Origin of the sequence: Labilibaculum manganireducens (assembly GCF_002843385.1) — a bacterium.
GTDB lineage: Bacteria > Bacteroidota > Bacteroidia > Bacteroidales > Marinifilaceae > Labilibaculum > Labilibaculum manganireducens.
Map to the genome: position 1 here is coordinate 195,209 of NZ_MVDE01000002.1, position 25,172 is coordinate 220,380.

Annotated in this window: 17 protein-coding genes; 12 read left to right on the plus strand and 5 right to left on the minus strand. The window is 36.1% G+C overall.

Annotated elements, in window-relative coordinates:
- The first annotated feature begins 41 nt into the window (after nt 1-41).
- From BZG01_RS02305 to BZG01_RS02320, 4 genes are all read left to right on the plus strand, one after another.
- Nucleotides 42-2,702, plus strand: a complete 2,661-nt coding sequence (locus BZG01_RS02305) for a TonB-dependent receptor (protein WP_101308203.1) — start codon at nt 42-44, stop codon at nt 2,700-2,702.
- 102 nt (nt 2,703-2,804) lie between these two features.
- The gene (locus tag BZG01_RS02310) at nt 2,805-3,455 is read left to right on the plus strand and encodes a uridine kinase family protein (RefSeq protein ID WP_101308204.1); all 651 of its coding nucleotides are present in this window, start codon (nt 2,805-2,807) and stop codon (nt 3,453-3,455) included.
- A gap of 81 nt (nt 3,456-3,536) precedes the next feature.
- A complete protein-coding gene (locus BZG01_RS02315; RefSeq protein WP_218972982.1) occupies nt 3,537-5,249 on the plus strand; it encodes an alpha-amylase family protein in 1,713 nt (570 codons plus the stop codon).
- Nucleotides 5,250-5,283: 34 nt separating this feature from the next.
- Nucleotides 5,284-6,531, plus strand: a complete 1,248-nt coding sequence (locus tag BZG01_RS02320; RefSeq protein ID WP_101308205.1) for an MFS transporter — start codon at nt 5,284-5,286, stop codon at nt 6,529-6,531.
- A 63-nt stretch (nt 6,532-6,594) separates the two neighbouring features.
- Here the strand turns inward: BZG01_RS02320 and BZG01_RS02325 are convergent, their stop codons facing one another.
- The 4 genes from BZG01_RS02325 to BZG01_RS02340 form a co-directional block, all read right to left on the minus strand.
- The gene (locus tag BZG01_RS02325; protein ID WP_101308206.1) at nt 6,595-6,894 is read right to left on the minus strand and encodes a two-CW domain-containing protein; all 300 of its coding nucleotides are present in this window, start codon (nt 6,892-6,894) and stop codon (nt 6,595-6,597) included.
- A 183-nt stretch (nt 6,895-7,077) separates the two neighbouring features.
- Nucleotides 7,078-7,638 carry a DUF4269 domain-containing protein gene (locus BZG01_RS02330; RefSeq protein WP_101308207.1) on the minus strand — a complete coding sequence of 187 codons (561 nt, stop codon included), beginning with the start codon at nt 7,636-7,638 and terminating at the stop codon, nt 7,078-7,080.
- A complete protein-coding gene (locus BZG01_RS02335; RefSeq protein WP_101308208.1) occupies nt 7,639-8,043 on the minus strand; it encodes a nucleoside 2-deoxyribosyltransferase in 405 nt (134 codons plus the stop codon). It abuts the gene before it with no gap.
- A gap of 26 nt (nt 8,044-8,069) precedes the next feature.
- The gene (locus BZG01_RS02340) at nt 8,070-8,639 is read right to left on the minus strand and encodes a hypothetical protein (protein ID WP_101308209.1); all 570 of its coding nucleotides are present in this window, start codon (nt 8,637-8,639) and stop codon (nt 8,070-8,072) included.
- A 308-nt stretch (nt 8,640-8,947) separates the two neighbouring features.
- On the opposite strand from BZG01_RS02340, the gene BZG01_RS02345 reads away from it, so the two are divergent.
- From BZG01_RS02345 to BZG01_RS02380, 8 genes are all read left to right on the plus strand, one after another.
- The gene (locus tag BZG01_RS02345; RefSeq protein ID WP_101308210.1) at nt 8,948-10,288 is read left to right on the plus strand and encodes a sugar porter family MFS transporter; all 1,341 of its coding nucleotides are present in this window, start codon (nt 8,948-8,950) and stop codon (nt 10,286-10,288) included.
- Between the two features lie 30 nt (nt 10,289-10,318).
- Nucleotides 10,319-11,215 carry a carbohydrate kinase family protein gene (locus BZG01_RS02350; protein WP_101308211.1) on the plus strand — a complete coding sequence of 299 codons (897 nt, stop codon included), beginning with the start codon at nt 10,319-10,321 and terminating at the stop codon, nt 11,213-11,215.
- Between the two features lie 11 nt (nt 11,216-11,226).
- The gene (locus BZG01_RS02355) at nt 11,227-14,361 is read left to right on the plus strand and encodes a SusC/RagA family TonB-linked outer membrane protein (protein ID WP_101308212.1); all 3,135 of its coding nucleotides are present in this window, start codon (nt 11,227-11,229) and stop codon (nt 14,359-14,361) included.
- 28 nt (nt 14,362-14,389) lie between these two features.
- On the plus strand, nt 14,390-16,084 hold the full coding sequence (locus BZG01_RS02360; RefSeq protein WP_101308213.1) for a RagB/SusD family nutrient uptake outer membrane protein: 1,695 nt from the start codon (nt 14,390-14,392) through the stop codon (nt 16,082-16,084).
- A 105-nt stretch (nt 16,085-16,189) separates the two neighbouring features.
- A complete protein-coding gene (locus BZG01_RS02365; RefSeq protein WP_180327177.1) occupies nt 16,190-17,632 on the plus strand; it encodes a GH32 C-terminal domain-containing protein in 1,443 nt (480 codons plus the stop codon).
- Nucleotides 17,633-17,653: 21 nt separating this feature from the next.
- Nucleotides 17,654-18,781 carry a hypothetical protein gene (locus BZG01_RS02370; RefSeq protein ID WP_101308215.1) on the plus strand — a complete coding sequence of 376 codons (1,128 nt, stop codon included), beginning with the start codon at nt 17,654-17,656 and terminating at the stop codon, nt 18,779-18,781.
- Between the two features lie 52 nt (nt 18,782-18,833).
- Nucleotides 18,834-20,408 (plus strand): glycoside hydrolase family 32 protein, encoded by a 1,575-nt coding sequence (locus BZG01_RS02375; protein ID WP_101308216.1) that lies wholly within the window; start codon nt 18,834-18,836, stop codon nt 20,406-20,408.
- Between the two features lie 7 nt (nt 20,409-20,415).
- The gene (locus tag BZG01_RS02380; protein ID WP_101308217.1) at nt 20,416-21,975 is read left to right on the plus strand and encodes a glycoside hydrolase family 32 protein; all 1,560 of its coding nucleotides are present in this window, start codon (nt 20,416-20,418) and stop codon (nt 21,973-21,975) included.
- Between the two features lie 169 nt (nt 21,976-22,144).
- Here the strand turns inward: BZG01_RS02380 and BZG01_RS02385 are convergent, their stop codons facing one another.
- On the minus strand, nt 22,145-24,940 hold the full coding sequence (locus BZG01_RS02385; RefSeq protein WP_101308218.1) for a hybrid sensor histidine kinase/response regulator transcription factor: 2,796 nt from the start codon (nt 24,938-24,940) through the stop codon (nt 22,145-22,147).
- Between the last annotated feature and the right edge of the window lie 232 nt (nt 24,941-25,172).

Genomic DNA, 25,172 nt, shown 5'->3' on the forward strand with positions numbered 1-25,172 from the left:
TCCCAGATGTTTCACTCGTAATAGATTAATAAAATGAATTTATGAAACGAAAGATTCTTTTGACGTTTGCTAATCTGATCCTTTTTATTGGATTGATTAATGCGCAAACAGGGATTTTAAAAGGGAACGTTACAGATAAGCTTTATGAAGAACCCTTAATTGGAGCATCTGTAGTTGTTAAAGGAACAACAAATGGTACTATTTCAAATATTGATGGGACTTATCAGTTGGAAAATATTGAAGCAGGTACCTATACTATTGTAGCATCTTTTATTGGGTACTCGAAAGTAGAGAAAGAAGTTACTATTCTTGCAGATCAGGAAATTACTCTTGATTTTGATTTGTCTGCAGATTTAATTGGTTTGGATCAGGTTACTGTAACCGGTGTTGTGAATCAAAAATCGAACATTGAATCGAGTGTTGCGTTAACAACGCTAAAGCCAAAATTTGTTGAGGTTTTTGGAGCTGCAACTACGGCTGAACTATTTAAAGCAATTCCTGGTATCCGATCAGAATCTTCGGGAGGTGAAGGAAATGCGAATATAGCTGTTCGTGGTATTCCAATTGCTTCAGGAGGTTCAAAGTTTCTGCAAATTCATGAAGATGGTTTGCCGGTAATGCAGTTTGGAGATATTTCTTTTGGTAATGCTGATATTTTTCTAAGATCAGATAGAACTATTGGTCGTATCGAAGCCATTAAAGGAGGTAGTGCATCAACTTTTGCAAGTAATTCGCCTGCTGGTATCATTAACTTTATTAGTAAGAATGGTGCGGTTGAAGGTGGAAGTATTGGAATGACCATGGGACTTGATTACAAATCACACAGAACTGATTTTGAGTATGGAGCTCCAATTGGAAATGGATTCCGCTTTCATGTTGGTGGATTTTTCCGCGAAGGAGAAGGTCCTAGAAATCCTGGATATACAGGTAATAGCGGAGGTCAGATAAAAGCGAATATTACCAAAGAATTTGAAAAAGGATATGTTCGGTTGTATTTTAAAGTTTTAGATGATAAATCAATTGCGTACATGCCTATGCCGGTAAAAGTGACCGGAACAAAAGGTGATCCTAAATATGAGTCGATTCCTGGTTATAGTATTACCGGCAGTTCTCTTCAAAGTCCAAATTTCATGCACGTATTAAGTGTGGATGCGAATGGAAACAGCAGAACCAGTAATATTGGTGATGGAATGCATCCCGTTTCGAAAGTTGTAGGTGGTGAATTTTCCTTCGACATTGGTGAAGGATGGCAGTTGAAAGAGAAATTTCGTTATGCGAACAATCACGGTTCATTTGTGGCTCCGTTTCCTGCTCAAATTGGAAATGCAAACGATATTGCTGAAAGTATTGCCGGTGCAGGATATAGTTTAAGCTATGCAAATGGTGCGAATGCCGGTGTTGCTCTAAATGATTCACAAATCGGTAATCTAAATAATAATGGATTATTGATGAGAACGATTCTTTTCGACGTTGATATGAACGACCTTGGCAATTTCACAAATGATTTTTATTTATCGAAATCATTTGATAAAGTTGATTTTACTGCTGGTTATTATAAAGCACAGCAAAAAATTGGAATGACTTGGTTGTGGCAGACTTTCCTTACTGATATTAGTTCTGACGGACCGAGATTAATGAATATTGCAAGTGCTGACAATTCTTATTATAGTAGTAATGGTTTGATAGCACATGGTGTTCCATTCTGGGGAAATTGTTGTACCCGTGGTTACGATATGACTTATGATATTGATGCTGTTTATGCAAATGTTGGAATTGAAGTTACTGATCAATTAAATATTGAAGGTAGTGTTCGTTACGATATGGGTGATGTAACAGGTCATTATTTGTCAAATTATCAAGCTCCTGTTGACGTTGATAATAACGGAAGCATAACTCCGGTTGAAGAAAGTGTAACTGTTTTGGATAATGCAAATCCAATGCCTGTTGATTACGATTATAACTATGTTTCTTATTCTGTAGGAGCTAATTATAAGATCAATGACGATCAGGCTGTTTATACACGCTACAGTAAAGGCGGCAGAGCCAATGCCGACCGCTTGTTGTATTCTCCGTTTATCACTCCTGAAGGAGGAACTGTTGACGGACTGGATGCTGATGAAATTAAGCAATTCGAATTGGGATACAAATACAAATCTCCATCACTGGCTGTAATTGTTACAGGTTTTTATACTGATATCTCGGAACAGAATGAAGAGTTTGGTAAAATTATTAACAAGGAATTCACAACCTATGGTGCTGAATTCGAAGGGATTTATCAAAAATCAAATTTCAATGTGGCTTTTGGAGCGACTTACACACATGCCGAAATTGACAAGAGTTTAAACGCTGATGAAAAAGGAAATACTCCTCGAAGAGTACCTGATTTATTGTACAACATTACACCTTCATATGATTTCAACAAAGGCAAAACGTCTGTCGGTTTTAGTTTGATAGGTACAACAAAGGTATATGCTCAGGATGATAATGGTATTGTGTTGCCAGGATATGCTTATGTAAATGCTTATGCCAGTCAGAACATTACCAAAGGTTTATCTATTCGTGCAAATATAAACAACTTGTTTAATACGATTGGGTTTACTGAAATGGAAGGAGATTCTTTTGTTGAAAATACTACGAACTACATGAGAGCAAGACCTATTACAGGCCGGGCTTCAACTTTAAGTATTACATATACTTTTTAGCATATTAATATTGAAAAGCAGAGAATCGGGGGAGGTAAAGATCTCCTCCGAAACACTCAAAGTATGTCTTAAAGAATCAATGAACAATTAAAATATAAAATCATGAAGGGTGATATTATTGTAGTGGAAGAACACCATGTTAAGGTTGCAGGAATGATTGCTCCCAGTTTGGTAGAGAAAATTAAAAATAAGGGCAAACGATATACAATTACCGTATCTGGTGAATCGGGAAGTGGAAAATCAGAAACAGGAAAGGCTATTGCCGATGAGTTGGAGAAGGAAGGAATAAAATCGGTATTGCTTGGCCAGGATGATTATTTTGTTCTTCCTCCAAAATCAAATGATGCAAAAAGAAGGGAAGATCCTGAATGGTTAGGACCTCACGTTGAGGTAAAAATGGATTTAATGGATCAGAATTTACAGGATGCAGTTGATGGCAAAAATGAGATTGTAAAACCTTTGATTGATTATAATAAAAATAGTGTAGAAGATGAAGTAATTAATCTGGAAGGAATTCAGGTTGTAATTGCAGAAGGAACTTATACTGCTTTGTTGAAAAATGTAGATACAAAGGTTTTTATTGCCCGCAACAGAATTGATACACTGGAACACAGACAGAAGAGAAACAGAGGGAAAGAGGTTGGTGATCCTTTTATTGAGCAGGTTTTAATTACCGAGCATAAAATAATTGCCGGTCATAAACAACTGGCTGATTTTGTAATCACAAAAGATTATGAATTGGAAATAAAATAATTAACTGTTTGCCTTAAAGGAAATAATTAGTGCATTATAATTTCAAGTTTAATGATTAATATCTTGATTAGATAGGAGGAGATGAAAGACATGAATGAGAATAAATCAATCATAAAATCGGGTCCAATGCTGAATGCTTATCCTGATAGTATTGGAGGAACTTTAGATGATATCATTAAATTCCTTGATAAAGATGAACTGGAGGATGTATTTCAGTCATTTTATATTTTACCCAGCGTTTTTAATACCGATTTAGACAGAGGATTTTCCGTTATCGATTATAACCTGAACAAGATGTATGCATCGAAGGAAAATTTAATCGAACTGAAAAAAATGAACATTGCACTAAAGTTTGATTTTGTGTTAAATCATTCATCTGTTCTTTCCAGTCAGTTTCAGGATATTTTAAAAAATGGTGAGAATTCCAGGTATAAGGAGTTTTTTATACCATGGAATAAATTTTGGGATGGATGTGGAGAAATAACGGAAGAAGGTTATATACAGCCTGATGCAGAATACATCAAAGATATGTTTTTCAGAAAACCAGGTCTGCCGATTTTAATGGTTCGCATGCCCGATGGAAAGGAGGTTCCCTACTGGAACACTTTTTATCAGGAAGTGAAATATGAGAAAATTGATGCTCAGGACTTGATGAAGGTTTCAGATATTCAATATGTTTCGGCAGATAGACTGGCGAAAATTGTAAACACATCTATGAATGAAGGAAAAAAGCCTGCAGATATTGAATTTGGAAAATTTGACGAGTACCGTAAAGATACAATTGACTTATTGGAATCCAGAAGAAAATATCTTGGACAAATGGATCTTAATATCAAGTCTCCGTTGGTGTGGGAATTTTACGAAGATACTTTGAAAAAGCTATCCGGTTATGGTGCCGAGATTATTAGGTTGGATGCATTTGCGTATGCTCCTAAAGAACCTGGGTTGCCAAATTTTTTGAATGATCCTGGAACATGGAATTTACTTGGGAGGGTTAACGATTTGGCTGATAAATATAATTTAACGCTCTTGCCTGAAATACATTCGAAGTATGAAGATAAAATGCACGAAAAATTAGCAGACCAAGGCTATTTGACTTATGATTTTTTCTTGCCGGGATTAATTATAGATGCTTTTGAAAGAAATACAAATGAGGTCTTGATCAGATGGAGTAAGGAAATGTTGGAAAAAGATATCAAAGTTGTAAATATGCTGGGGTGTCATGATGGAATTCCTTTGCTGGATTTAAAAGGCTTGCTGACTGAAGAACAGATTCAGGTTTTGATTGACACTGTTGTTGAACGAGGAGGATTTGTGAAAGATCTGCATGGGGAAAAGAACATTTATTATCAGGTAAATGCAACTTATTACAGCGCATTGGGCGAAGATGATGCAAAACTTCTGTTGGCAAGAGCTATTCAAATTTTTATGCCCGGTAAACCTCAGGTTTGGTACCTCGATCTTCTTGCAGGAAAGAATGATCATGAAGCAGTTAAAAATGCAGGGGCAGGCGGTCATAAAGAAATCAACAGAACCAATTTGCAATTAGAGGAAGCATGTAATGAATTGGGGAAAGATGTTGTACTTAAGCAACTCTCCTTATTGAAATTTAGAAATAATTTCCCGGCCTTTGGTTTTGATGCTGAACTGAAAATTCTGGAATCCAAACCGGAATCGCTAAAATTACAATGGGAAAATAATGGATGCATTGCCGCTTTTGATGCAAATTTAAAAACTCATACCTTCAATATTGTTGCAACCGACGAAAAAGGAGAGGTAGTATATAATTTCTAGTAGGATTATTTTATTCTTACATAAAAATAAAAAGATGGGAAATACTAATAATATACAAGGTATTACAAATATAAAACTGATTAAATGGCTGACATACATGATGTTTTTGATGTTTGCCATGACAACCGATGCAGTTGGAGTAATTATTCCGGAAGTAATGAAGACTTTCGATTTAAACATGACAGCTGCAGGATTGTTACACTATGGTCCGATGACAGCAATTGCTTTAGCTGGAATTTTTCTGGGGTTTTTAGCGGATAAATTAGGACGAAAGAAAACAATTATACTTGGCTTGCTTCTTTTTGTTGTTAATTCTTATCTGTTTATTATTGGAAATGCATTTGCATTTTTCTTAACCCTGATGGTAATTTCGGGAGCAGCCATAGGAATATTTAAAACAGGAGCCCTGGCTCTAATAGGTGATATTACGAAATCGACAAAAGAACATACATCTACCATGAATGCGGTTGAAGGATTCTTTGGTGTTGGTGCTATTATCGGACCATTTATTGTAAGTTATTTTTTAACTCGAGGAGTAGATTGGAAATGGCTTTATGTTGTAGCTGCAAGTTTATGCGTTGTTTTGATTTTAATTGCCGTTAAGGTTAAATATCCCGAAACTCAAAAAAAATCAGGTGAAGCCATTAATATAAGAAGAACCTTTGCAATGATTAAAGATCCTTATGCTTTTGGTTTTTCAATGGGAGCTTTTCTTTATGTTTCGGTTGAAGCTGCCATTTATGTTTGGATGCCTACTTTGATTAAAGGATATGATGGCAGCTTGTTGTTTATAGCCACTTATGCTTTGCCTATTTTCTTTATTTTGAGAGCTGGTGGAAGATTTTTAGGTGCGTGGATGATGTCCCGCTTCAATTGGGCTGTGGTATTAAGTCTGTTTAGTTTTGCTATTTTGGTTTGTTTTGTTGGCAGTATGTTATTAGGAGTGGAAGCAACGGTATTCTTACTGCCACTGTCCGGATTGTTTATGTCGGTTATTTATCCAACCATCAATTCGAAAGGGATTAGTTGTTTTCCAAAATCCAGCCATGGAGCAGTTGCGGGAGTGATTCTGTTTTTTACAGCCGCCGGCGCTGCACTTGGACCATTGGCCATGGGAGCAATAAGCGATGCCTTTGGCAGCGATGCAAAGTATGGATTTATGCTTGCAACAGTTTTTGCGGTGATGCTTTTTGCAGGAACAGTTTATAATTTGATTGTTGATCCGACAAAAAAGAGGTTACAAGACTTGGATTTAAGTGAATATATGATTGAAAAGGCTTAGAACTATTAATGTAGTTTAGGGAATGAGCTTTATAAAAGAATAGGTTGTTGATGATTCGACAACCTATTTGTTTTGATGGATTTTTTGAGGCATGAGAATAAATTCACGTCCTTGTTCGATGTTTACTGATTTAAAGAAACTGCAGTTGATGCAATTTAGCAGCTTATCTTCCAGTCCACCTTGAATTTCCGAATCACAAAGAGTACCTTCAACTGTCCAGCAATACCTGCCGGAAAATGTTCCGCCATTAATACCACTGTTATGATGAAGTGTACTTGCGGGACAAGTACCCAGCTCCTCAGAGTTTATTCCACCTACCTCTCTGCCACACAAATAATATTCCCAACAGTTTAATCCTTCCATATCAAAATAAAATATTGATCAAAAATAGATTATAAACTGCTGGTAATCAAAATTTATAGTGCAATAACTTTTGCTGTTTGGCAAACGAATTGTTATCAATGGTAAACATTGAAATTTCGTCTCCTTAAATGTGATGTTAATTTGTTCTGTTGTCTGATTTACTATGAATTACGATCAGTGTTTTTAGCTCTTATTCCAATGCTGAAGTATTTCGGAATCGGTTACACCTTCCATATTTAGCAATTGCTGATATGGATCTCCCTCTAATTTTAATAATTGAGCAAATGCAGGTTCTGTTTTCAGACCTTCTTTTTTTAATTGGATTACTTTAAGTCTGAATTCTTTGCCAAGTAATTGCAGAATACGATGCTCAATCAGCATATGACGATAGGAATTTTGATCTGTAGGAGGAAAAAGAGAACCAAATATTTCAAAAGGGAAATCTTGGTAAGTAAAGCTTGCCACTACAACCCAGTATCCGTTTTTTTCTTTTTGCTGTATTTTAAAATCTGTTTGCTCTCTAAACAGATTTTCCATTTTTCTTTCAAATTTATCAGCATCCATAAATCGGCAGGTAATGTCTAAATCACTTGAATCAATTGAAATTCCAATAGGAATGGTTCCGGTTAAAATAGGAGAATACTCTGCCAGAAGATTAAAGACCTGAAGTTTATTTATACATTTAAATGCTCTTTTCTGAATTGCCGAACCCGAATTCAGGTATGAAATATCTTGCCAGTTCATCTATGTAGTTTTAAGTTGTTTCTTTAAAATCTCCGCAGCTTCTGCTATGTTTGAGTATTCAAAGCACTGCAAATCGGAACACCCGCGAATCATTGCAGAGGTCTTTTTGCCGTTTAATACTCTGTACAAACATATTATGGGTTTATTCATGTCGATAGCCCGGCCAATTTCGTAGCCGACCCCAAGCGAAGGAACAGTTACTTCTGCTATCACTATATCCGATTCTTTTACCCATTTCACATCCCGATCGTGTATTTCCTTATCGGTTATTGTGGTATCGATCATTTTTGATCCAATGTGCTCGGTTAAAACAGTTCCATATTGTTTCAATTCCTGAATCAGTTCCGCATACAAATCTGTGTCTTGCTGTCCTCCGCGTATCGATCCTGAAAAATATATCTTCATACTGTTTTTGTTTTTAGGGATGTAAGTTAGTTTAGTTGCTCCTGTACTTTTTCGGGGATCAACTTTTTTAATCCTTTTGCCTGAGGTGAATTCACATCTACATATTTCCAGTTATCCGATTTTTGATCAGCAATTGCCACCATCGATCGGTGTGCCTGAATGGTAAATGAATTCGATGCCTCGTGATATTTTACATTTTCTTTGCCAAATTCCTGTTCAAACTGGGGCTGCATTAACGAACTGCCTTGCGACATTAATCCAGTAAGTTTAACTTTAATAATTCCGTAATATTGAATTTTGCAATATTTCTCTTTCCCATAATCCACTACCTTCGATATTTTGTCGATAGAATGAAAGTCCGTTGTCATTTTAACGCCCAAATTATCCATCTGTTCCAAAACCATCAGCATGTTATCCTTGCTCATCATTTCAAACATGGGAGGATACATCATATCGGTAACCGTATTCCATTGTTTGTTATTAAAAGCTGTTGTGTAATTCCGCAGATCTTTTTCGAAATGTTGTTTCAGTTGTGTTTGAGCAAATCCTGTCGTTATTGCAAAGCTTAGTACAAGCAGTATGGCTATCCTCTTCATGTCTTCTTTTTTTTAAATTCTTAGGAAGATAAGAAAAAGGATGATATCAATGATTAAAAAGATGTTAAAATACAAATGTGTTTGATCGTTAAGTCTTAATATAAATGGCTGTCTGGTTTTTGTACGGTGTTCTAATTCAAATTTGGAAATGTAACATTTATGCTAAAGTGGTAACATATATCATACAAACGTTTGTATCTCCGCACTTTGATACATAAATGATATTGTTGGTAACATATGTAGGATACGTTTCTTTGCGAACATACTAGATTCGTCATATAAAATTTAAATGATTTAATAAAACGGTGATGAAGAAGAATAATACCTATGTATTTACGTGTGCATTAATTGCAGCCTTGGGAGGATTACTATTTGGTTTCGATACGGCAGTAATATCGGGTGCTGAAAAATCGATTCAGGAGATGTTTGGATTGGATGGATTCTGGCATGGTTTTACAGTTGCAATAGCGTTGATAGGAACAATTGTCGGAGCAATGACTGCAGGTAAACCTGCTGATAAATATGGACGAAAAAGTGTATTGATTGTTATTGCGGTTATTTATGGAATGACAGCATTGGCAACAGCCGTGGCAGATGATTGGTTGGTTTTTATTTCTTTTCGGTTTGTTGGAGGAATAGGCGTTGGAGCATCATCGGTTATTGGCCCTATGTATATTGCAGAAATAGCCCCGGCACATCTTCGAGGAAGATTGGTTGGTATGTTTCAGCTAAATGTAGTAAGTGGTATTCTATTGGCTTTCTTTTCCAACTACTTAATTTCATCTGTAGTGGAGGTTGATGCATGGAGATGGATGCTTGGAGTACAGGCACTTCCTGCTTTTATTTTTTTCGCACTGTTATTTTATATTCCATCTACTCCCCGGTTACTCGTTTTGAAAGGAAGATCAAAAGAAGCTCTTGGCTTATTAAACAAATTAGCTTCTCGTGATCCTGAAAATGAATTAAAAGAGATCGAAGAATCATTACAAGGGGATAACGCAGCATCCAGTGCAAATCTATTTGCAAAAGAGTATCGTTTGCCGGTGATTCTGGCCATATTGGTTGCTGTCTTTAATCAGATGTCAGGTATTAATGCAATTATGTATTATGCACCACGAATTTTTGAAATGACTGGTTTTGGTAAGGATGACGCTCTGCTTCAATCTGTAACGATAGGAGCAACCAATTTTATATTTACCATGTTGGCAATGACTGTAATCGATAAGTTTGGCCGTAAGAAATTGCTTTTAATTGGCTCAATAGGAATGATGGCATTTCTTGGAATGGTGGCAAAAACTTTGTTTGAGGGATCAACGGGAAATATTTTGGTTGTAGTTTATTTAGTTGGGTTTATAGCATTTTTTGCATTTTCTCAAGGTGCTGTAATCTGGGTGTTTATTTCAGAAATATTCCCTAATAAGATACGTGCAAAAGGACAAGCTTTAGGAAGTTTTACGCATTGGATAATGGCAGCAATGGTATCATGGATGTTTCCTGCAATTGCCGAAAGTGGTGCCAATGGCGGAGGTGTTGCTTTTATGATATTCTCTGTGGCTATGTTGGTGCAGTTGATTGTTGTATTCAAGTTCTTCCCTGAAACTAAAGGGAAATCGTTGGAACAAATCCAAAAGGAATTAAAACAGGCTTAAGTCAAATATAAATTGAGAAAATAATTTGTGATGGACATTAAAAATCAAAAAATAATAAGTGTTGGTGAAATGTTATGGGATATGATGCCCAATGGTCCTAAGCCAGGTGGAGCACCTATGAATGTGGCTTTGCAATTAAACAATATTGGACTTGATGTTGAATTTGCAAGTCGGATTGGGAATGATGAACAAGGTTTAAAACTGAAACGTTTTTTAGAAGAATCAGGAATGAGTACAGAGTTAATTCAGCTTGACTTAGAATTACCTACCAGTGAGGTATTGGTTCATTTGGATGATAAGAATAATGCGAAATATGAAATTTGTGAGCCGGTTGCATGGGATCATTTAGAATATACCGAACAATTGTCTCACAAAGTAAAAGAATCAGGAATAGTTGTATTCGGGACATTAGGTTCCAGAAACAAAAAAGCAAAACAAACAATCTTGAATGTGTTGGATTCTGATTGTTTAAAAGTAATTGATGTAAACCTCCGTCCGCCTTTCGATCAGAAAGAAGATGTCGAAATATTGCTTGGTAAAGCCGACGTCGCAAAACTGAATGATGAGGAATTGATCCAGATATCAGGATGGTACGGAAAGACCTCTAAAAATGAAGAAGATTTGATTCGTTGGTTTTCAGAACAGTACCAATGTTCAATGGTTTGTGTGACCAAAGGAGCTAATGGTGCTGTTCTGTTTACAAACAATCAATTTTTTAATCATTTAGGTTATAAGGTTGCTGCAGTTGATGCTGTGGGAGCTGGTGACGCATTTTTAGCTGGGTTTTTATCAGCTTTGGTACAAAATAAATCACCGGAAGAAGCATTGAATTTTGGCTCGGCAACCGGGGCGTTTGTTGCCTCTAAAGAGGGAGCAACACCCAAGTACGATATGAGTGAAGTTTTACGAATTATGAATCAATCCTAATTTAAATTTCTATGAAAAATCAACTCTTACAAACCACAAAAAGATCAATGGCAGCTCTATTGATTTTTCTTGCGGTTTCAGTTCCGTTACGTGCATTGGCTCAGACAATCAATGTTAGCGGAAAAGTTACGATGGTCAATTCCGATGAGGGAATTCCAGGAGTTTCAGTGGTCGAAAAGGGCTCTACAAATGGTACTGTAACCGATATCAATGGTCAGTACACATTTGAAGTATCAGCAACTGGAACAATTCAATTTTCTTTTGTGGGATTCAAAACGCAGGAAATTCCTGTTAACGGACTTAGTTCCGTAAACGTTGTCATGGAAGAAGATTTCCAGCAGTTGGATCAGGTTGTTGTTACAGGATATCAATCGCAGAGGAAAGCAGATTTAACCGGAGCGGTTTCTGTTATTGATGTAGATGAAATTGTTAGCACTCCAAGTGCTAATCCCATAAAATCATTGCAAGGGCACGTTCCTGGCATGTTTGTTACCTCAGATGGATCGCCAAGTGGTTCAGGAACTACAATCCGCATAAGAGGAATTGGTACGTTAAATAATAACGATCCTTTGTATGTGATTGACGGGGTTCCTACAAAAGCGGGAATGCATGAATTAAACCCTAATGATATTGAATCCATTCAGGTTTTGAAAGATGCATCTTCAGCGAGTATTTATGGATCGAGGGCTGCCAATGGAGTTATTATTGTGACCACAAAAAAAGGAAAAAAGGGAAAGATTCAGGTGAACTTAAATGCTTACTCCAATATTTCCTGGTACGATAACAAAATTGATGTGCTGAATGCAGAACAGTATGGATCAGCATTATGGAGATCACTTGTGAATACAGGAACTGACCCCAATTCAAATAATCTTTCTTATCAATTTGATTGGAATGGAGATTTGGCGAATCCTAGCCTGAATAAAATTATGGTTCCCAAGTTTTTAGATGCCAATCAAACAATGAAAGCTTCGGATACAGATTGGTTTGATGAGGTTTCTCAAACCTCTGTTTCGCAATCGTATGATGTGTCTGTTTCAAATGGAACTGATAAAGGAAATTACTTATTTTCTTTGGGTTATCTTGATAATCAGGGGATTATAAAAACTACTGAGTTCACAAGAGTTTCGGCTCGAATGAATTCTAATTATGAATTGGCCGATGGTAAGGTGGTGATTGGAGAGAATTTCTCATTCAATCAAACCAATGAGGTTAGAATACCTGATGGAGTTATGGACGGAGCGGTTAGAGCAGTTCCTCTAATTCCGGTTCATACTGTTGATGGTATTGGATGGGGGGGACCGGTTGGAGGAATGAATGACCGACAAAATCCTGTTCGTGTCCTACAAAACAACAAACAAAATGATTACGACTACATCAGATTGTTTGGGAATTTCTTTGTGGACGTTGAGCCTGTGAAAAATTTAAAATTTCGTTCAAGCCTGGGGATCGATTATGGCATTTACGATGCTCTTAACAGTCAATTAAGTTATTCTTCCGGTTATTTGAAGAATGAAACCAACATGGTAACAAATAACCATTCCTCCAATAAAAAAATAGTTTGGAGTAATACTCTTTCTTACGAGTATGAGGTTGACAATCATCGTTTTGATATAATGGCTGGTAGTGAATTCTACAAACAAAAAGATGAATCTTTTTGGGCTTCAGCTCAGGATTTTGCTGTAGAAGACGAAGATTATATGTATTTGGATGCGGCTACCGGGAAAAAAGATAATGGCGGTTCTGCAGCAGAGTATGCGTTAATGTCCTACTTTGGAAAAATGAACTACGTGTATAACGATAAATATCTTGCTTCGGCTACCCTTCGTTATGATGGTTCTTCTCGCTTTGGTAACAACAATCAATACGGTCTTTTTCCTGCTTTTTCTGTTGGGTGGAGAATTAATCAGGAAGATTTCATTAAAGATAATTTAAAGTCAGTCTCGAATCTTAAATTGCGATTTGGTTGGGGAAAGACTGGTAATCAGGAAATTGATAACAATGCAACTTATTCATTGTATCAGACCAATTACGGAGGCGGAGATCCTACCTGGAGATCGCCTAATGGAACTGCATATGATATGTATGGTCAGGGAACAGGAACATTACCTTCCGGTTACAGTGTAGTTCAAACAGGGAATGATGATTTAAAATGGGAAACAACCATCCAAACCAACTTGGGGATCGATTTCGGATTGTTTGATCAAAAGCTGTTTGGTGGAGTTGATTATTTCTTTAAATCAACCAAGGATATCTTGATTCTACCAGGATATATTGGTGCAATTGGCGAAGGTGGTAGTCGTTGGGTGAATGGAGCTTCAATGGAAAATGAAGGTTTGGAAGTACTTGTAGGGTACCGTGGCAGCCTGAAAGAAGAATTTAAATTTGAGATCGCAGCCAATTTTGCAACCTACAGCAATAAAATCACCAAACTTCCGCTTGCAGTTGTGAATGACTATGGAGGAAACGGTTCTGATGATAATATTTTAAACCGACCAATCAATTCAATGTATGGTTATGTTGCTGATGGTTTATTTAGAACACAGGAAGAGCTTGATGCTTCTGCAGAACAACCAGGAAAAGGTTTAGGTCGAATTCGTTTTGCCGATTTGGATGACAATGGAGTAGTTGACGATGCCGACAGAACCTGGATTGGAAATCCACATCCTGATTTTACTTACGGTCTTAATATATCAGCAGAATTTAAAGGATTTGATTTAACCATGTTCTTTCAGGGAATTGCTGGAATTGATGTTATTAATGATATGAAGAGGCAAGGTGATTTTTGGAGTGTTGATGATGCTGGTTCAAACAAAGGAACACGGTTGTTAAATGCATGGACTCCTGAAAATTCAAACTCTTCGATACCTGCACTTACAAATACAGATGCAAATTGGGAAGGTCGTTTTTCAACCTACTATGTAGAAAATGGTGGTTACATGAAGTTGCGCACAGCTCAATTGGGGTATTCATTTCCAAAATCAGTTATTGACAGATTGAAGTTGAGTAAACTGAGATTGTATGTTAGTGGTCAAAATTTATGGACTGTCAAAAGTAAGAAATTTACCGGTCTGGATCCTGAAAGTCCTTCTTTTGGTTACCCTAATCCGGTAATGATTACCACAGGTGTAAATGTTGCATTTTAAGTCAAGTGAACACAAAAAATAAGAAAAGATGAAAAAAATAATATATATTTTAATCTGTATGACAATGCTTTCTTGTTCTAATGAACTTGACTTGGGTCCTAAAGCATTGTTAGGCGATGATCAGGTTGGAGGAGCAGACAATGTTGATGGGTTTGTTACTGCAGCTTATTCAAGTCTGGGGAATGACCATTACGATCACCCTTTTAGTCTTTGGCCTTTTGGAAATGTCAGGTCTGATGATGCTTACAAAGGTGGTTCAGGTCCTGCTGATATTCAAGATTTTCACTTCATAGAAACTTTTTCCAATGTTACTGCAAACTTTGGTGAACTTGATGCGCTTTGGTACAATTATTACATTGCCATTTCACGTGCAAACGAGGCTTTAAATCAATTGGCTCTGCTTTCCGAAGAAGAATATCCAGAGAAGAAAGTCAGAGAAGGGGAAATGAGATTTCTAAGAGGTTATCAATATTTTCAATTAAAAATAATGTTTAAGTATATTCCTTATATCGACGAAACAGTTCCTGATTCAGAATATGAGAATATTTCAAATGTTGCATTATCAAACGATGAGTTATGGGAAAAGATTGCTGCTGATTTTCAATTTGCAATTGACAACCTTCCTGTATCGAAAACAGATATTGGACGAGCTGACAAGTTTGCCGCGCAAGCATTGTTGGCCAAAACAAGATTATATCAGGCTTACGAGCAGGATGATGATAATAATGTGACCAATATCAACACTGGCAAACTAGAGGAGGTTATTTCTCTTGCAAACGAGGTGCTTAATAATTCACCATATGATTTGGAAGCGGATTTTGCATACAATTTTTTGCCTGGAGATTATGAAAATGGAAAGGAATCGATTTTTGCAGTTCAGTACTCAACAGATGATGGAACTATGCACGGACGATTAAATTTTGGTGATGTGTTGGCAGTTCCAATGGGATTGGGATGTTGTGATTTTCACAAGCCGAGTCAGAATTTGGTGAATGCATACAAAACCTCTGCTGATGGTTTGCCAGAGTTTGATACGTACAATCAAAGCAATCTCGATTTTGCAGCCAATAATGTTGATCCTCGAATTGATCATACCATTGCAACTCCCGGGCACATGTGGAAATATGATCAAAATCTTCTTTATGAAGAAAGTTGGAATCGTTCCCCTGATGTGTATGGTGTGCATGCATCCTTAAAGGAAAATGTTTCTCCTGATTGTCCTTGTTTTGTAAATATCGATCCGTTTTATGGCAATTCAAAAAACAGAATTCTGGTTAGATATGCAGATGTGATGTTGTGGAAAGCTGAGGCATTAATAGAATTGGGAAGACAGGCTGAAGCCTTGGAATTGATTAACAGAATTAGAGAACGTGCTCAGGCCAGTACTGAACTGTTGAAGTTTGCTAATGGATCATATATGGGGAATTATTTAGTTGGAATTTATGTAGATGGTGTGAATTGTAACTGGACTCAGGATTTTGCAAGAAAGGCTCTTCGATGGGAACGTCGTTTGGAATTTGCGATGGAAGGAAGCCGTTATTTCGACCTTGTACGCTGGGGTATTGCTAAAGAAACCATGGATAAGTATTTTATGGAGGAAAAAGAACGAATCAGCTATTACCAAGGCAGCAGTGTTACAAAAGGCCGGGATGAATACTTACCAATTCCTCAAAAACAGATCAATTTCAGTAAGGGATTGTATCAGCAAAATGTTGGGTACTAAGCAGGATATATTTACTTGTTGTTTAACCGAAAATTTCGGTTAAACAACAATATCAATTCACCATTTTCGGTAAAGATTAATTATTGCATGAAACACAAGATGATCATGAGAAACATCATATTAAGTATTTGGATTGTTATTCTATTTGTTGGGTGTTCTTCTTCACAAAAGAAAAATAACATGCATTCAATACATTTTGGATTGGAATCTGGGATCTTGCATGCACCGGTATTGTTATATTATGAAGCTGGAATCTACCACCTTTATTACAAAAACAAAGAGACAAGTGGTGCTTCTGTAAATATTGCACATGCATTCAGTAAGGATCTGTTAATCTGGAAAAAAAAGGAAACTTCTATATTTCCAAAAAGAGAGAATATTTTGGGTGCCGCCATTGTGCAGGACAAACAGCATTGTCTTCCTATCGGAACAAAGACTGGAGTTCCATTGCTTGCCTTGTTGATTGAAAACAATGAAAACAACCAAATGGATGCCATTCTGAAATATAGCCTTGATAATGGCCTGAATTGGACAATTTTTAAGGGAAAACCAGAGGTTCCAAATTCATTGTTGGAAAATCCTCAGGACCCTTCTGTTTTTTGGTCTGATTCAGAAAAGAAATGGATGATGAGTATTTCTGTTAGAGATCATGTTGAATTTTATTCATCAAAAGATTTTGTTTCCTGGGAATATGCAAGTGAATTTTGGTCAGATCATTTTCCTAAAAATTCGGTTCTGAATAATAATGTGATATTTCCTTTGGGTGATGGATCAAGTTATTGCCTGATTACTTTTTCGTCAGGAAAACAAGTGACATTGGAACCAGAAATGCAATATTATATCGGAAGTTTCGAGGAGAATAATTTTATAGAAGAAACAACTCAGCATCATTTTGTTGATTTTGGAAAGAATGTTTGTGGAGCAGTAGCTTTTTCTCAAGAAAATAAGTCCCCAATTCTTATTGGATTTGTTGAGGGAGAAAATAAGTCTAAAAGCAAATATACAGTACCTCGAACCGTTCGTATTACTGAAATCTACAACGAGTTAATGATTGAGTTGTATCCCAAATTGGACTATAATCAGCCTCAGAATAAAAAGGTGATTTTGGATTCAGTTAAACTCTCAGGAAGGATGAATTTATCCGGTTATTTACCGAAAAATAAAGAACCTTTATATCTAAAATTGAAATTTAAAACCGAACACATGACTCGAATTTCCTTTCCAGGCAAATTGGGGATAGAGTTTATGAATAAGGATGGAGAACATTTGGTATTTGGATATGAAAACTTCTGGAAAAATTACTTTCTATTATCAACAGTAAATGAGGAAAAGAAAAGAGCAGTTGAAATGCCTTGCATTCATCGAGATTCTACTTTAGAAATAAATGTTCTTATTGATTCTGGGATTATTGAATTTTATACGGAAACGGGAAAACGTGTTTTGTCAAGTCTTGTGTCAGATTCGAGTGAATTTGATCAGATATTTCTTTTCACTGAGAAAGGAAATATAGAAATTCTTGAAGCATCGTATTTTTATTTTCAAAACTAAGTTTAAGCTAAAATTAATTTCATGAAAAAAATATATCAAAAATTATTCGCAGCAATGTGTGTTTTATGCATGTTGACATCTAGTGCTTGTGATGACACAGAATCACCATCTCTTGATTTTTCAGGAGACGTTGATATTCATTCTTTTATAGTAAATGGTGTAGAGGGTACTATTAATGAGGAAAATTCATCCATTTCAGTAATCCTTCCTGCTGGTTCAGATTTAACTGCATTGACACCACAAATAACACTAGGAGATGGTGCGGTGATTGTTCCAGCTAGTGATGAGCCAGTCGATTTTTCGGATTTTAATGGAAATCTGCTTAATGTGACTTATACCGTGACTAACCTAAATCTATATCAAAAGTATAATGTATTAGTAGATGTTGCGAGAGCTGATATTACAAGTTTTAAAATTGGTTCGGTAGAAGGTGATATTGATCAAACAAACAAGACGATTGTAATTTATTTGCCGGAAGGTACCGATATCACGTCTCTAATTCCAATTGTTGCATGTACCGAAGGAGCTGCTTTAACTCCTGAATCAGGGGCTGTTGTTGATTTTACAAGCCCAGTAACCTTTACACTTGACTATTTAGGTTCTTTGTTTAAATATGAGGTCACCGTAATCTTAGGAGAAGCTCCTAAACCTGCTCTTGTTATTTACAACGGAGAAGATGTATCTCCAATTTGGGCATCAATTGCCAGTACAATCAATAACGGATATGCTAATCCAAAAAGGGATGCTGTTAATTCCACATCAACATGTGTTGCAATAATGAGAAATAAGGAAGATACTGATGATGGAGGAAAACCATGGTCGGGTGGTGCATTATGGGGTACATATAAAGTGGATATTGATCCGGCAGAGTATAGTAAAATTAGTTTAATGGTATTAAAAGAAGCTGCCGGGGATGTACAGATAGAGATACAATCGGATGGTGAGCAAAATAAAGATTGGTTAAAAGTTTTCTATTCTGCAGAAGCAATTGGTGAATGGCAGGAATTAATATTTGAAATTCCGGAAAGCAGAACCGCAGTTATAAACAATATCTTGGTTGCTCCGCATGTAAATGAAACAGCAGATGATCAAGCTTTCACTTCTCACATGATATATTGGGACGAATTAAAAGCCTATCCAAAGGAATAATATTAAACCAAAGCGAACGGAATTTATTTCCGTTCGCTAAATAATCATTCAAATGAGATTTCAACTATTATTACTTACGTATATTCTTCTCTTATTTAATTCAAGTTGTTCAAAAGACAACAATATTGAGAATGCAACGCCTCCGCAAGTTGACACAACAACAAGTTGCAGGTCGGTTGTTGAAAGTGGTGCATATTCAACATTCTACAAACCTCAAAACGGTTATGTGGGCGATCCAATGCCATATTATAATGTGGATGATAATGTGTGTTACCTGTTTTATTTGCAGGATTGGAGAAATGGGGCTGGTACAGACCATCCAATCTATTGTACTACAACTAAAGACTACAGCAGTTTTTCAGGGCTTACTCAATCAATAGGCAACGGAGAATCAAATTCGCAGGAGGCTTATTTAGGAACAGGAAGTTTTATAAAAAATTCGGAAGGGAAATTATTCGGTTTTTATACAGGACATAATGGTAATTTGTACCCTGCAGAAAAAATAATGTTGGCTACTTCAACCGATATGAGAACTTTTACAAAAGTTCCATCATTCACATTTGAGGCACCTGACGGCTATAATAAAAATACCTTTAGAGATCCTTGTGTGTATTATGATCCAACAAAATCTGCCTATGTAATGCTGGTTACCACAGTTAAAGATGGAAAAGGTATATTGGCACGTTATACATCAGTTGATCTCGAGAACTGGAATCTAATAGCTCCTCTTACAGATTTTGATTCGGATGCAGAAATCCTTGAATGTCCTGATGTTTTTAAAATGGGTGATAAATGGTATCTATTGTTTTCTCGTATTAATAGAGATGAGCATCGAAAAACATTTTATAGAATAGCTGATAGTCCAGATGGTCCGTGGAAACGTTGTGAAGATGAAAAAGGTCATCACGAAACCTTTGATGGTCTGTATTTTTATGCTGGAAAAACAGCTTCAAATGGAACCGAACGTTATCTATCCGGATGGTGTTCAACAGGACAGGAAGTTAATGGAAATAACGAACTTGATTGGGCAGGTAGTTTAATAACGCATAAACTAGTTCAACAACCCAGTGGTAAGTTATATACTACAATTTCGGAAGGAGTAGACAATAAGTTTAATACTCCGGCAGATTATTTAATGGTTAAGTCGAAGGGGGATGTATCGGGGGAAGATGGAACATACTTAATGAGATATAAAGATGGAAGATCTTATGGCCTATTTAATCGGAATACAGTTCCTGTAAAAATAGAGCTCAGTATAGATGCTTCTCAGTCTTCCAGATTTGGATTTTCATTTGGAGCTTGTGATGATTTGTCCGAAGTTTATTCTGTAACTTTTGATTTAACATCTTCTAATAAATGGTCAGTGCCGGCTTTATTTCTTTATAAGGAGTCCATTTATTCAAATGGTTCATATAATGAATTAAATTTCACTCCTTTAATTGTTCCAGATGATAATATTTTCGATGTCAAAATTGTTATTGAGAAATCTATCTGTGTAGTCTATGTTAATAATAATGTTGCTTTTACAAATCGCATATACAAAATGAACAAAAACCCATGGACAATATTTGTGGATGATGGTCAAATTGAGGTTTCTGATCTATCTATTTATAAAATAACAAATTAGTATTGAAATGGAAAAATACATAGTAACTATAATAATATTAAGTTTTTTAGGGTGCTCTTGTACTTCAACAAGAAAAGAGAAGCTGGATAAGTCCGAAAAAATATATACTGAGCAATACCGTCCACAGTTTCATTTCACACCTGAAGTCAATTGGATGAACGATCCAAACGGAATGGTTTATTATGAGGGCGAATATCACTTGTTTTATCAGTATCACCCCGAAAGTTCGGTGTGGGGACCAATGCATTGGGGGCATGCTGTAAGTAAGGATTTAGTGCATTGGGAACATTTGCCAATAGCATTGTATCCTGATTCTTTGGGATACATATTTTCTGGTTCAGCAGTGATAGATTATCAAAATACTTCAGGATTTGGATCAAAAGATAAGCCGGCAATGGTTGCGATTTATACATACCACAATATGGAGGGAGAAAAGGCCGGACGGAATGATTTTCAATCGCAGGGAATTGCTTATAGCTTAGACAAAGGGAGAACATGGACCAAGTATGAAAAGAACCCTGTATTAAAAAACCCTGGAATTAGAGATTTCAGAGATCCTAAAGTAATTTGGCATAAAGAATCTAAGAAATGGATTATGACTCTTGCAGTACAGGATCATACAAGTTTTTACTCTTCCACAAACCTTATTGATTGGACCTTTGAAAGTGATTTTGGAAAAGAACTTGGTTCACATGGCGGTGTTTGGGAATGTCCTGATTTATTTCCAATAAAAGTTGAAGGAACCGATGAGGAGAAATGGATTTTAATTGTCAGCATTGGTGCCGGAGGACCTAATGGTGGCAGCACTACTCAGTATTTTGTCGGCGATTTTAATGGAAAAGAATTTGTCAGTATTGGAAACGATACCAAATGGCTCGATTATGGAAGAGATAATTATGCAGGAGTAACCTGGTCGAATGTGCCGGAAGAGGATGGAAGGGTGCTGTTTATAGGTTGGATGAGTAACTGGCAATATGCCACTGTAGTTCCTACTTACAAGTGGAGAAGTGCGAATACCTTTCCAAGAGAATTGGTACTTAAAAAAGAGGATAACAATTACCATTTAAATTCTGTTCCGGTTAAAGAGCTGGAATTAATTCGGGAGGAATGTTATATCATTCCGAATCAGGATATAAAAGGAAATTTTGATGTGACCAATACCATTCCTTTTAAGGCAATCCCATTGGAAATAGATTTGGAAATAGCATGGGATGAACAACCACAAAAGTTTGGTGTTAAGCTTAGCAACTCGGCGGGTGAAGAATTGGAAGCCTTTTATTCCGGAGTAAATGAAAGCTTTACTATTGATAGAACGAAGCTTAAGAATATTTCCTTCTCAGATGTTTTCGCAAGCATTGATAAAGCAAAGATAAGTTGTAAAACAGGAATAAAATTACAGATACTTATTGATGAATCTTCCATCGAGGTTTTTGTAAATGATGGAGAGTTGGTTATGACAGATCAATTTTTTTCTGCTGAAAAGTTTGATAAAATAGATGTAGTTAGTAGTGGTGATAACATTTCGTTTAAAGAAGCCAAATTCTACAAATTGAAATCAGTTTGGTAGAAAAAGGATGTTATTAATAAGGAAAAATCCGGAGTCTGTATGACCCGGATTTTTTTTGATTACCCAATCAGACTAATGAAAAAAAACGAAGCCAACTACTCCAAAATGGGATGTGCTGTTATTTTTATCAGGTATCAATTTATTTTGATTTTTTATGTAAGCTTCTGCCTTACTTTTTTTGTTGAATGTATTCTTTGGGAGACATTTTAAATTTCTCTTTAAAACATTTGCTAAAATAAGATGGACTCGCAAACCCTGTTTGATAAGCAATTTGAGAAATACTTAAGTCTCCTTCCAAAAGTAGCGATGAGGCTTTTTTCAACTTTACATTTCGGATAAACTCACTGGCCGACAAATCGGTTAAGTTCTTTATTTTACGGTACAGATGAACTCTCGATAAATTAATATCCTTGCTCAATTCTTCAACACCGTAATCGTAATTCTGATAATTGGTTTCAATGGCTTCGCAAGCTCTCTTCAAAAACTGCTGATCCAATCTGTTAATGCCATCGTTTTGTTCCGTGAAATCGATGCTTTCGCGATAATGAATTCGAACTCTTTTTTTGCTTTCGATTAATTTCCGCACCCTAACCTGCAAATGTTTCCTGTTAAAAGGTTTTGGAATGTAGGAATCAGCACCAACTTCCAGCCCTTCAATTTTATGTTCTTGTGAAGCTTTTGCGGTGAGCATGATGATTGGAATGTGACAGGTTTTTAAATCCGATTTTACAATGTTTGTCAATTCCAATCCATCCATCACTGGCATCATTAGGTCGGTAATGATCAATTCCGGATTCTCTGCTTCAATCACTTTTAAAGCTTGTTTTCCATTCTCGGCTCTCAAAATTTTATAGTTTCCTTTTAGCGATTCTGCGATATGCTCCGAAACGTCCGGGTTGTCCTCAACAATAAGAATCCGAATTTCTCTGTTGGTTAAGAAGGAAGGATTTTCTTCTTCGTTTGACTCAGTAAGCTGGGGAATAAAGTCCATTTCATCTAATTCTGATGGAATCTGCCTCGAAGTATCTTTTTCTTTAGAGTCGGCAAAAATTAAATCAGCATCATTAAAATGTGATTTACCCTTCTGCAAATAGACTGTTAATACTGTCCCTTTCCCTAAACTACTCTCAACATTTATAATTCCTGAGTGCAATTCAACCAAAGCTTTGGTTAAGGACAAGCCAACTCCGGTTCCAGGAAATGAAGCATTGGTTTTGGCTTGATAGAATCGTTGAAAGACGTTTTTAAGATCCGGTTCTGAAATTCCACAACCAGAATCAACTACGCTAATCTTTACACAATCCTTCATCTCTTTATTAAATTCATGACTTGAATTCTCCAAATGAACAGCAATTTCACCTTGTTCGGGCGTAAATTTAAAGGCATTCGATAAAAGATTGAATAGAATTTTATCAAGTTTATCTGTATCAAAATACAAGTCTTCTTTTTGAATGGTCGACAAATATGAATAGTTAATATGCTTTTTATTTGCCAATTCTTGAAACGAATCAGATATCTCCTTAACGAACTGATTGATGTCATTCCTGGAAATCTTCATCTGCATTTTTTCATTCTCTATTTTTCGAAAATCCATCAGCTGATTGATTAAGCGAAGCAGTCGATTGGCATTTCTGTGCATTACATTTAACTGTTGATACGATTCTTTGTCTTTAATTTTTTGATCTAAAAGATTCTCAATAGATCCAAGAATTAGAGTTAAAGGAGTTCTGAATTCATGCGAAACATTGGTAAAAAATCTTAGTTTTGTTTGAGTTGCTTCTTCCAATTGAGCTGAAATCAAAATGAGCCTTTCATGTTGATCTTCGATTTGTTCTTTTTGTTCCTCTAATTTTCGATTGGCTTTAATCTTATTTTTGAATGCTTGAAACAAGAGTACGGCCAAAAGAATGACAATAAGAAGAAAACTAAGCGAAATAATCAGCCACATTCTCTGACTTTTGTATTTAATAATTTGAGAGTCAAGAATAGTTTTTGCCGTGGATATTTTTCCCTGAAGGGAAAGAATCTGATCGGTTTGCAGTTTCTGGATTTCTGCGTTGTCAGAATCAATAACAACTGTTTTTAGAATGATATTTTTCTTAAATGGTTTTTTATTTAAAATTTTAAAGGCTAACTGTATCGCTTCCGCACCACCGGTTGGGTATAAAAAAGTAGCATTAATTTTCTTCTGAATTACAGCATTAACGCCGTCATTTGGTCCTGGCAAACCATCAATCCCAAGTAAAAAAGGTTTGTGTTCGCCAAATTTCGATTGCAGTACTTCATATGCGCCAATAGCCATGTAGTCATTATGAGCAAAAACCAAATCGATATTATCATGTTGTTCAATGGCTAGCTTCATCATTTTGGCACCACCCTGTTTGAACCATTCTCCTGTTTCTGAGAAAATAATTTTGATACCAGGATATTTGCTGATGACTTCAGAGAATCCTTTGTGTCGTTCAATGGCAGGACTGGAACCTTTTAGTCCCCAAATTTCAGCAATGTTACCTTTGCCATTTAATAATCTGGCAGCATATTTTCCAGCCTCCCTCCCAATCAAATAATTGTCGGCACTAATTTGAGCTGTATAGTTTTCACTTTCAATTTTTCGATCGAGAACAATTACTGGAATTCCCTTGCGAAAAACTTCCTCAACAATATGAGTTATTGGGGCCGACTCGTTGGGAGAAACGATTAGTAAATCAATACCGCTTTTAACTAGTTCCCTAATATCCCTAATTTGGTTTTCATTATTGTCATGTGCATCAGTTATTACTAATTCCATATTTTGAAATAGAATCAATTCATTTTGCATTTCACTTTGCATCGCTTTTCGCCAGCTGTCTACCGATGTACATTGCGAAAAACCGATTTTGAATTGATCCTCTGCAAATCCCTTTTCGGAGAATACTAAAATGAAAATAATGAGTAATAGGGAGTATTTTTTTCTTGTAATAGTCATAGTTTCAAATTTACTCAAAAAAGGTTTTGTGTAGTAGCACGAAACATGAAAAATAAAAGAATATTTACAGTTTTCAGCCAAAGAAATTAGAAAAGCTTTTTAGGTATCCTTTTGGTTGATACCGGCAGTTTATTTCAACTTGTTTTCATCATCTCTGTATGGTAAGTAGGCGCGGTGGAATTATTGACAATCAACGGAATAAAAATTGAAGCCTTACACTTCTTATATTCGG

Coding starts and splice junctions, on each gene's coding strand:
- BZG01_RS02330 (WP_101308207.1), bottom strand. CDS start 7,638: ATGAACTGGCAAGATATTTCATACCTGAATTCGGGTTCGGCAATTCAG.
- BZG01_RS02365 (WP_180327177.1), top strand. CDS start 16,190: ATGAGAAACATCATATTAAGTATTTGGATTGTTATTCTATTTGTTGGG.
- BZG01_RS02340 (WP_101308209.1), bottom strand. CDS start 8,639: ATGAAGAGGATAGCCATACTGCTTGTACTAAGCTTTGCAATAACGACA.
- BZG01_RS02305 (WP_101308203.1), top strand. CDS start 42: ATGAAACGAAAGATTCTTTTGACGTTTGCTAATCTGATCCTTTTTATT.
- BZG01_RS02310 (WP_101308204.1), top strand. CDS start 2,805: ATGAAGGGTGATATTATTGTAGTGGAAGAACACCATGTTAAGGTTGCA.
- BZG01_RS02370 (WP_101308215.1), top strand. CDS start 17,654: ATGAAAAAAATATATCAAAAATTATTCGCAGCAATGTGTGTTTTATGC.
- BZG01_RS02345 (WP_101308210.1), top strand. CDS start 8,948: ATGAAGAAGAATAATACCTATGTATTTACGTGTGCATTAATTGCAGCC.
- BZG01_RS02350 (WP_101308211.1), top strand. CDS start 10,319: ATGGACATTAAAAATCAAAAAATAATAAGTGTTGGTGAAATGTTATGG.
- BZG01_RS02380 (WP_101308217.1), top strand. CDS start 20,416: ATGGAAAAATACATAGTAACTATAATAATATTAAGTTTTTTAGGGTGC.
- BZG01_RS02335 (WP_101308208.1), bottom strand. CDS start 8,043: ATGAAGATATATTTTTCAGGATCGATACGCGGAGGACAGCAAGACACA.
- BZG01_RS02315 (WP_218972982.1), top strand. CDS start 3,537: ATGAAAGACATGAATGAGAATAAATCAATCATAAAATCGGGTCCAATG.
- BZG01_RS02325 (WP_101308206.1), bottom strand. CDS start 6,894: ATGGAAGGATTAAACTGTTGGGAATATTATTTGTGTGGCAGAGAGGTA.
- BZG01_RS02320 (WP_101308205.1), top strand. CDS start 5,284: ATGGGAAATACTAATAATATACAAGGTATTACAAATATAAAACTGATT.
- BZG01_RS02375 (WP_101308216.1), top strand. CDS start 18,834: ATGAGATTTCAACTATTATTACTTACGTATATTCTTCTCTTATTTAAT.
- BZG01_RS02360 (WP_101308213.1), top strand. CDS start 14,390: ATGAAAAAAATAATATATATTTTAATCTGTATGACAATGCTTTCTTGT.
- BZG01_RS02355 (WP_101308212.1), top strand. CDS start 11,227: ATGAAAAATCAACTCTTACAAACCACAAAAAGATCAATGGCAGCTCTA.
- BZG01_RS02385 (WP_101308218.1), bottom strand. CDS start 24,940: ATGACTATTACAAGAAAAAAATACTCCCTATTACTCATTATTTTCATT.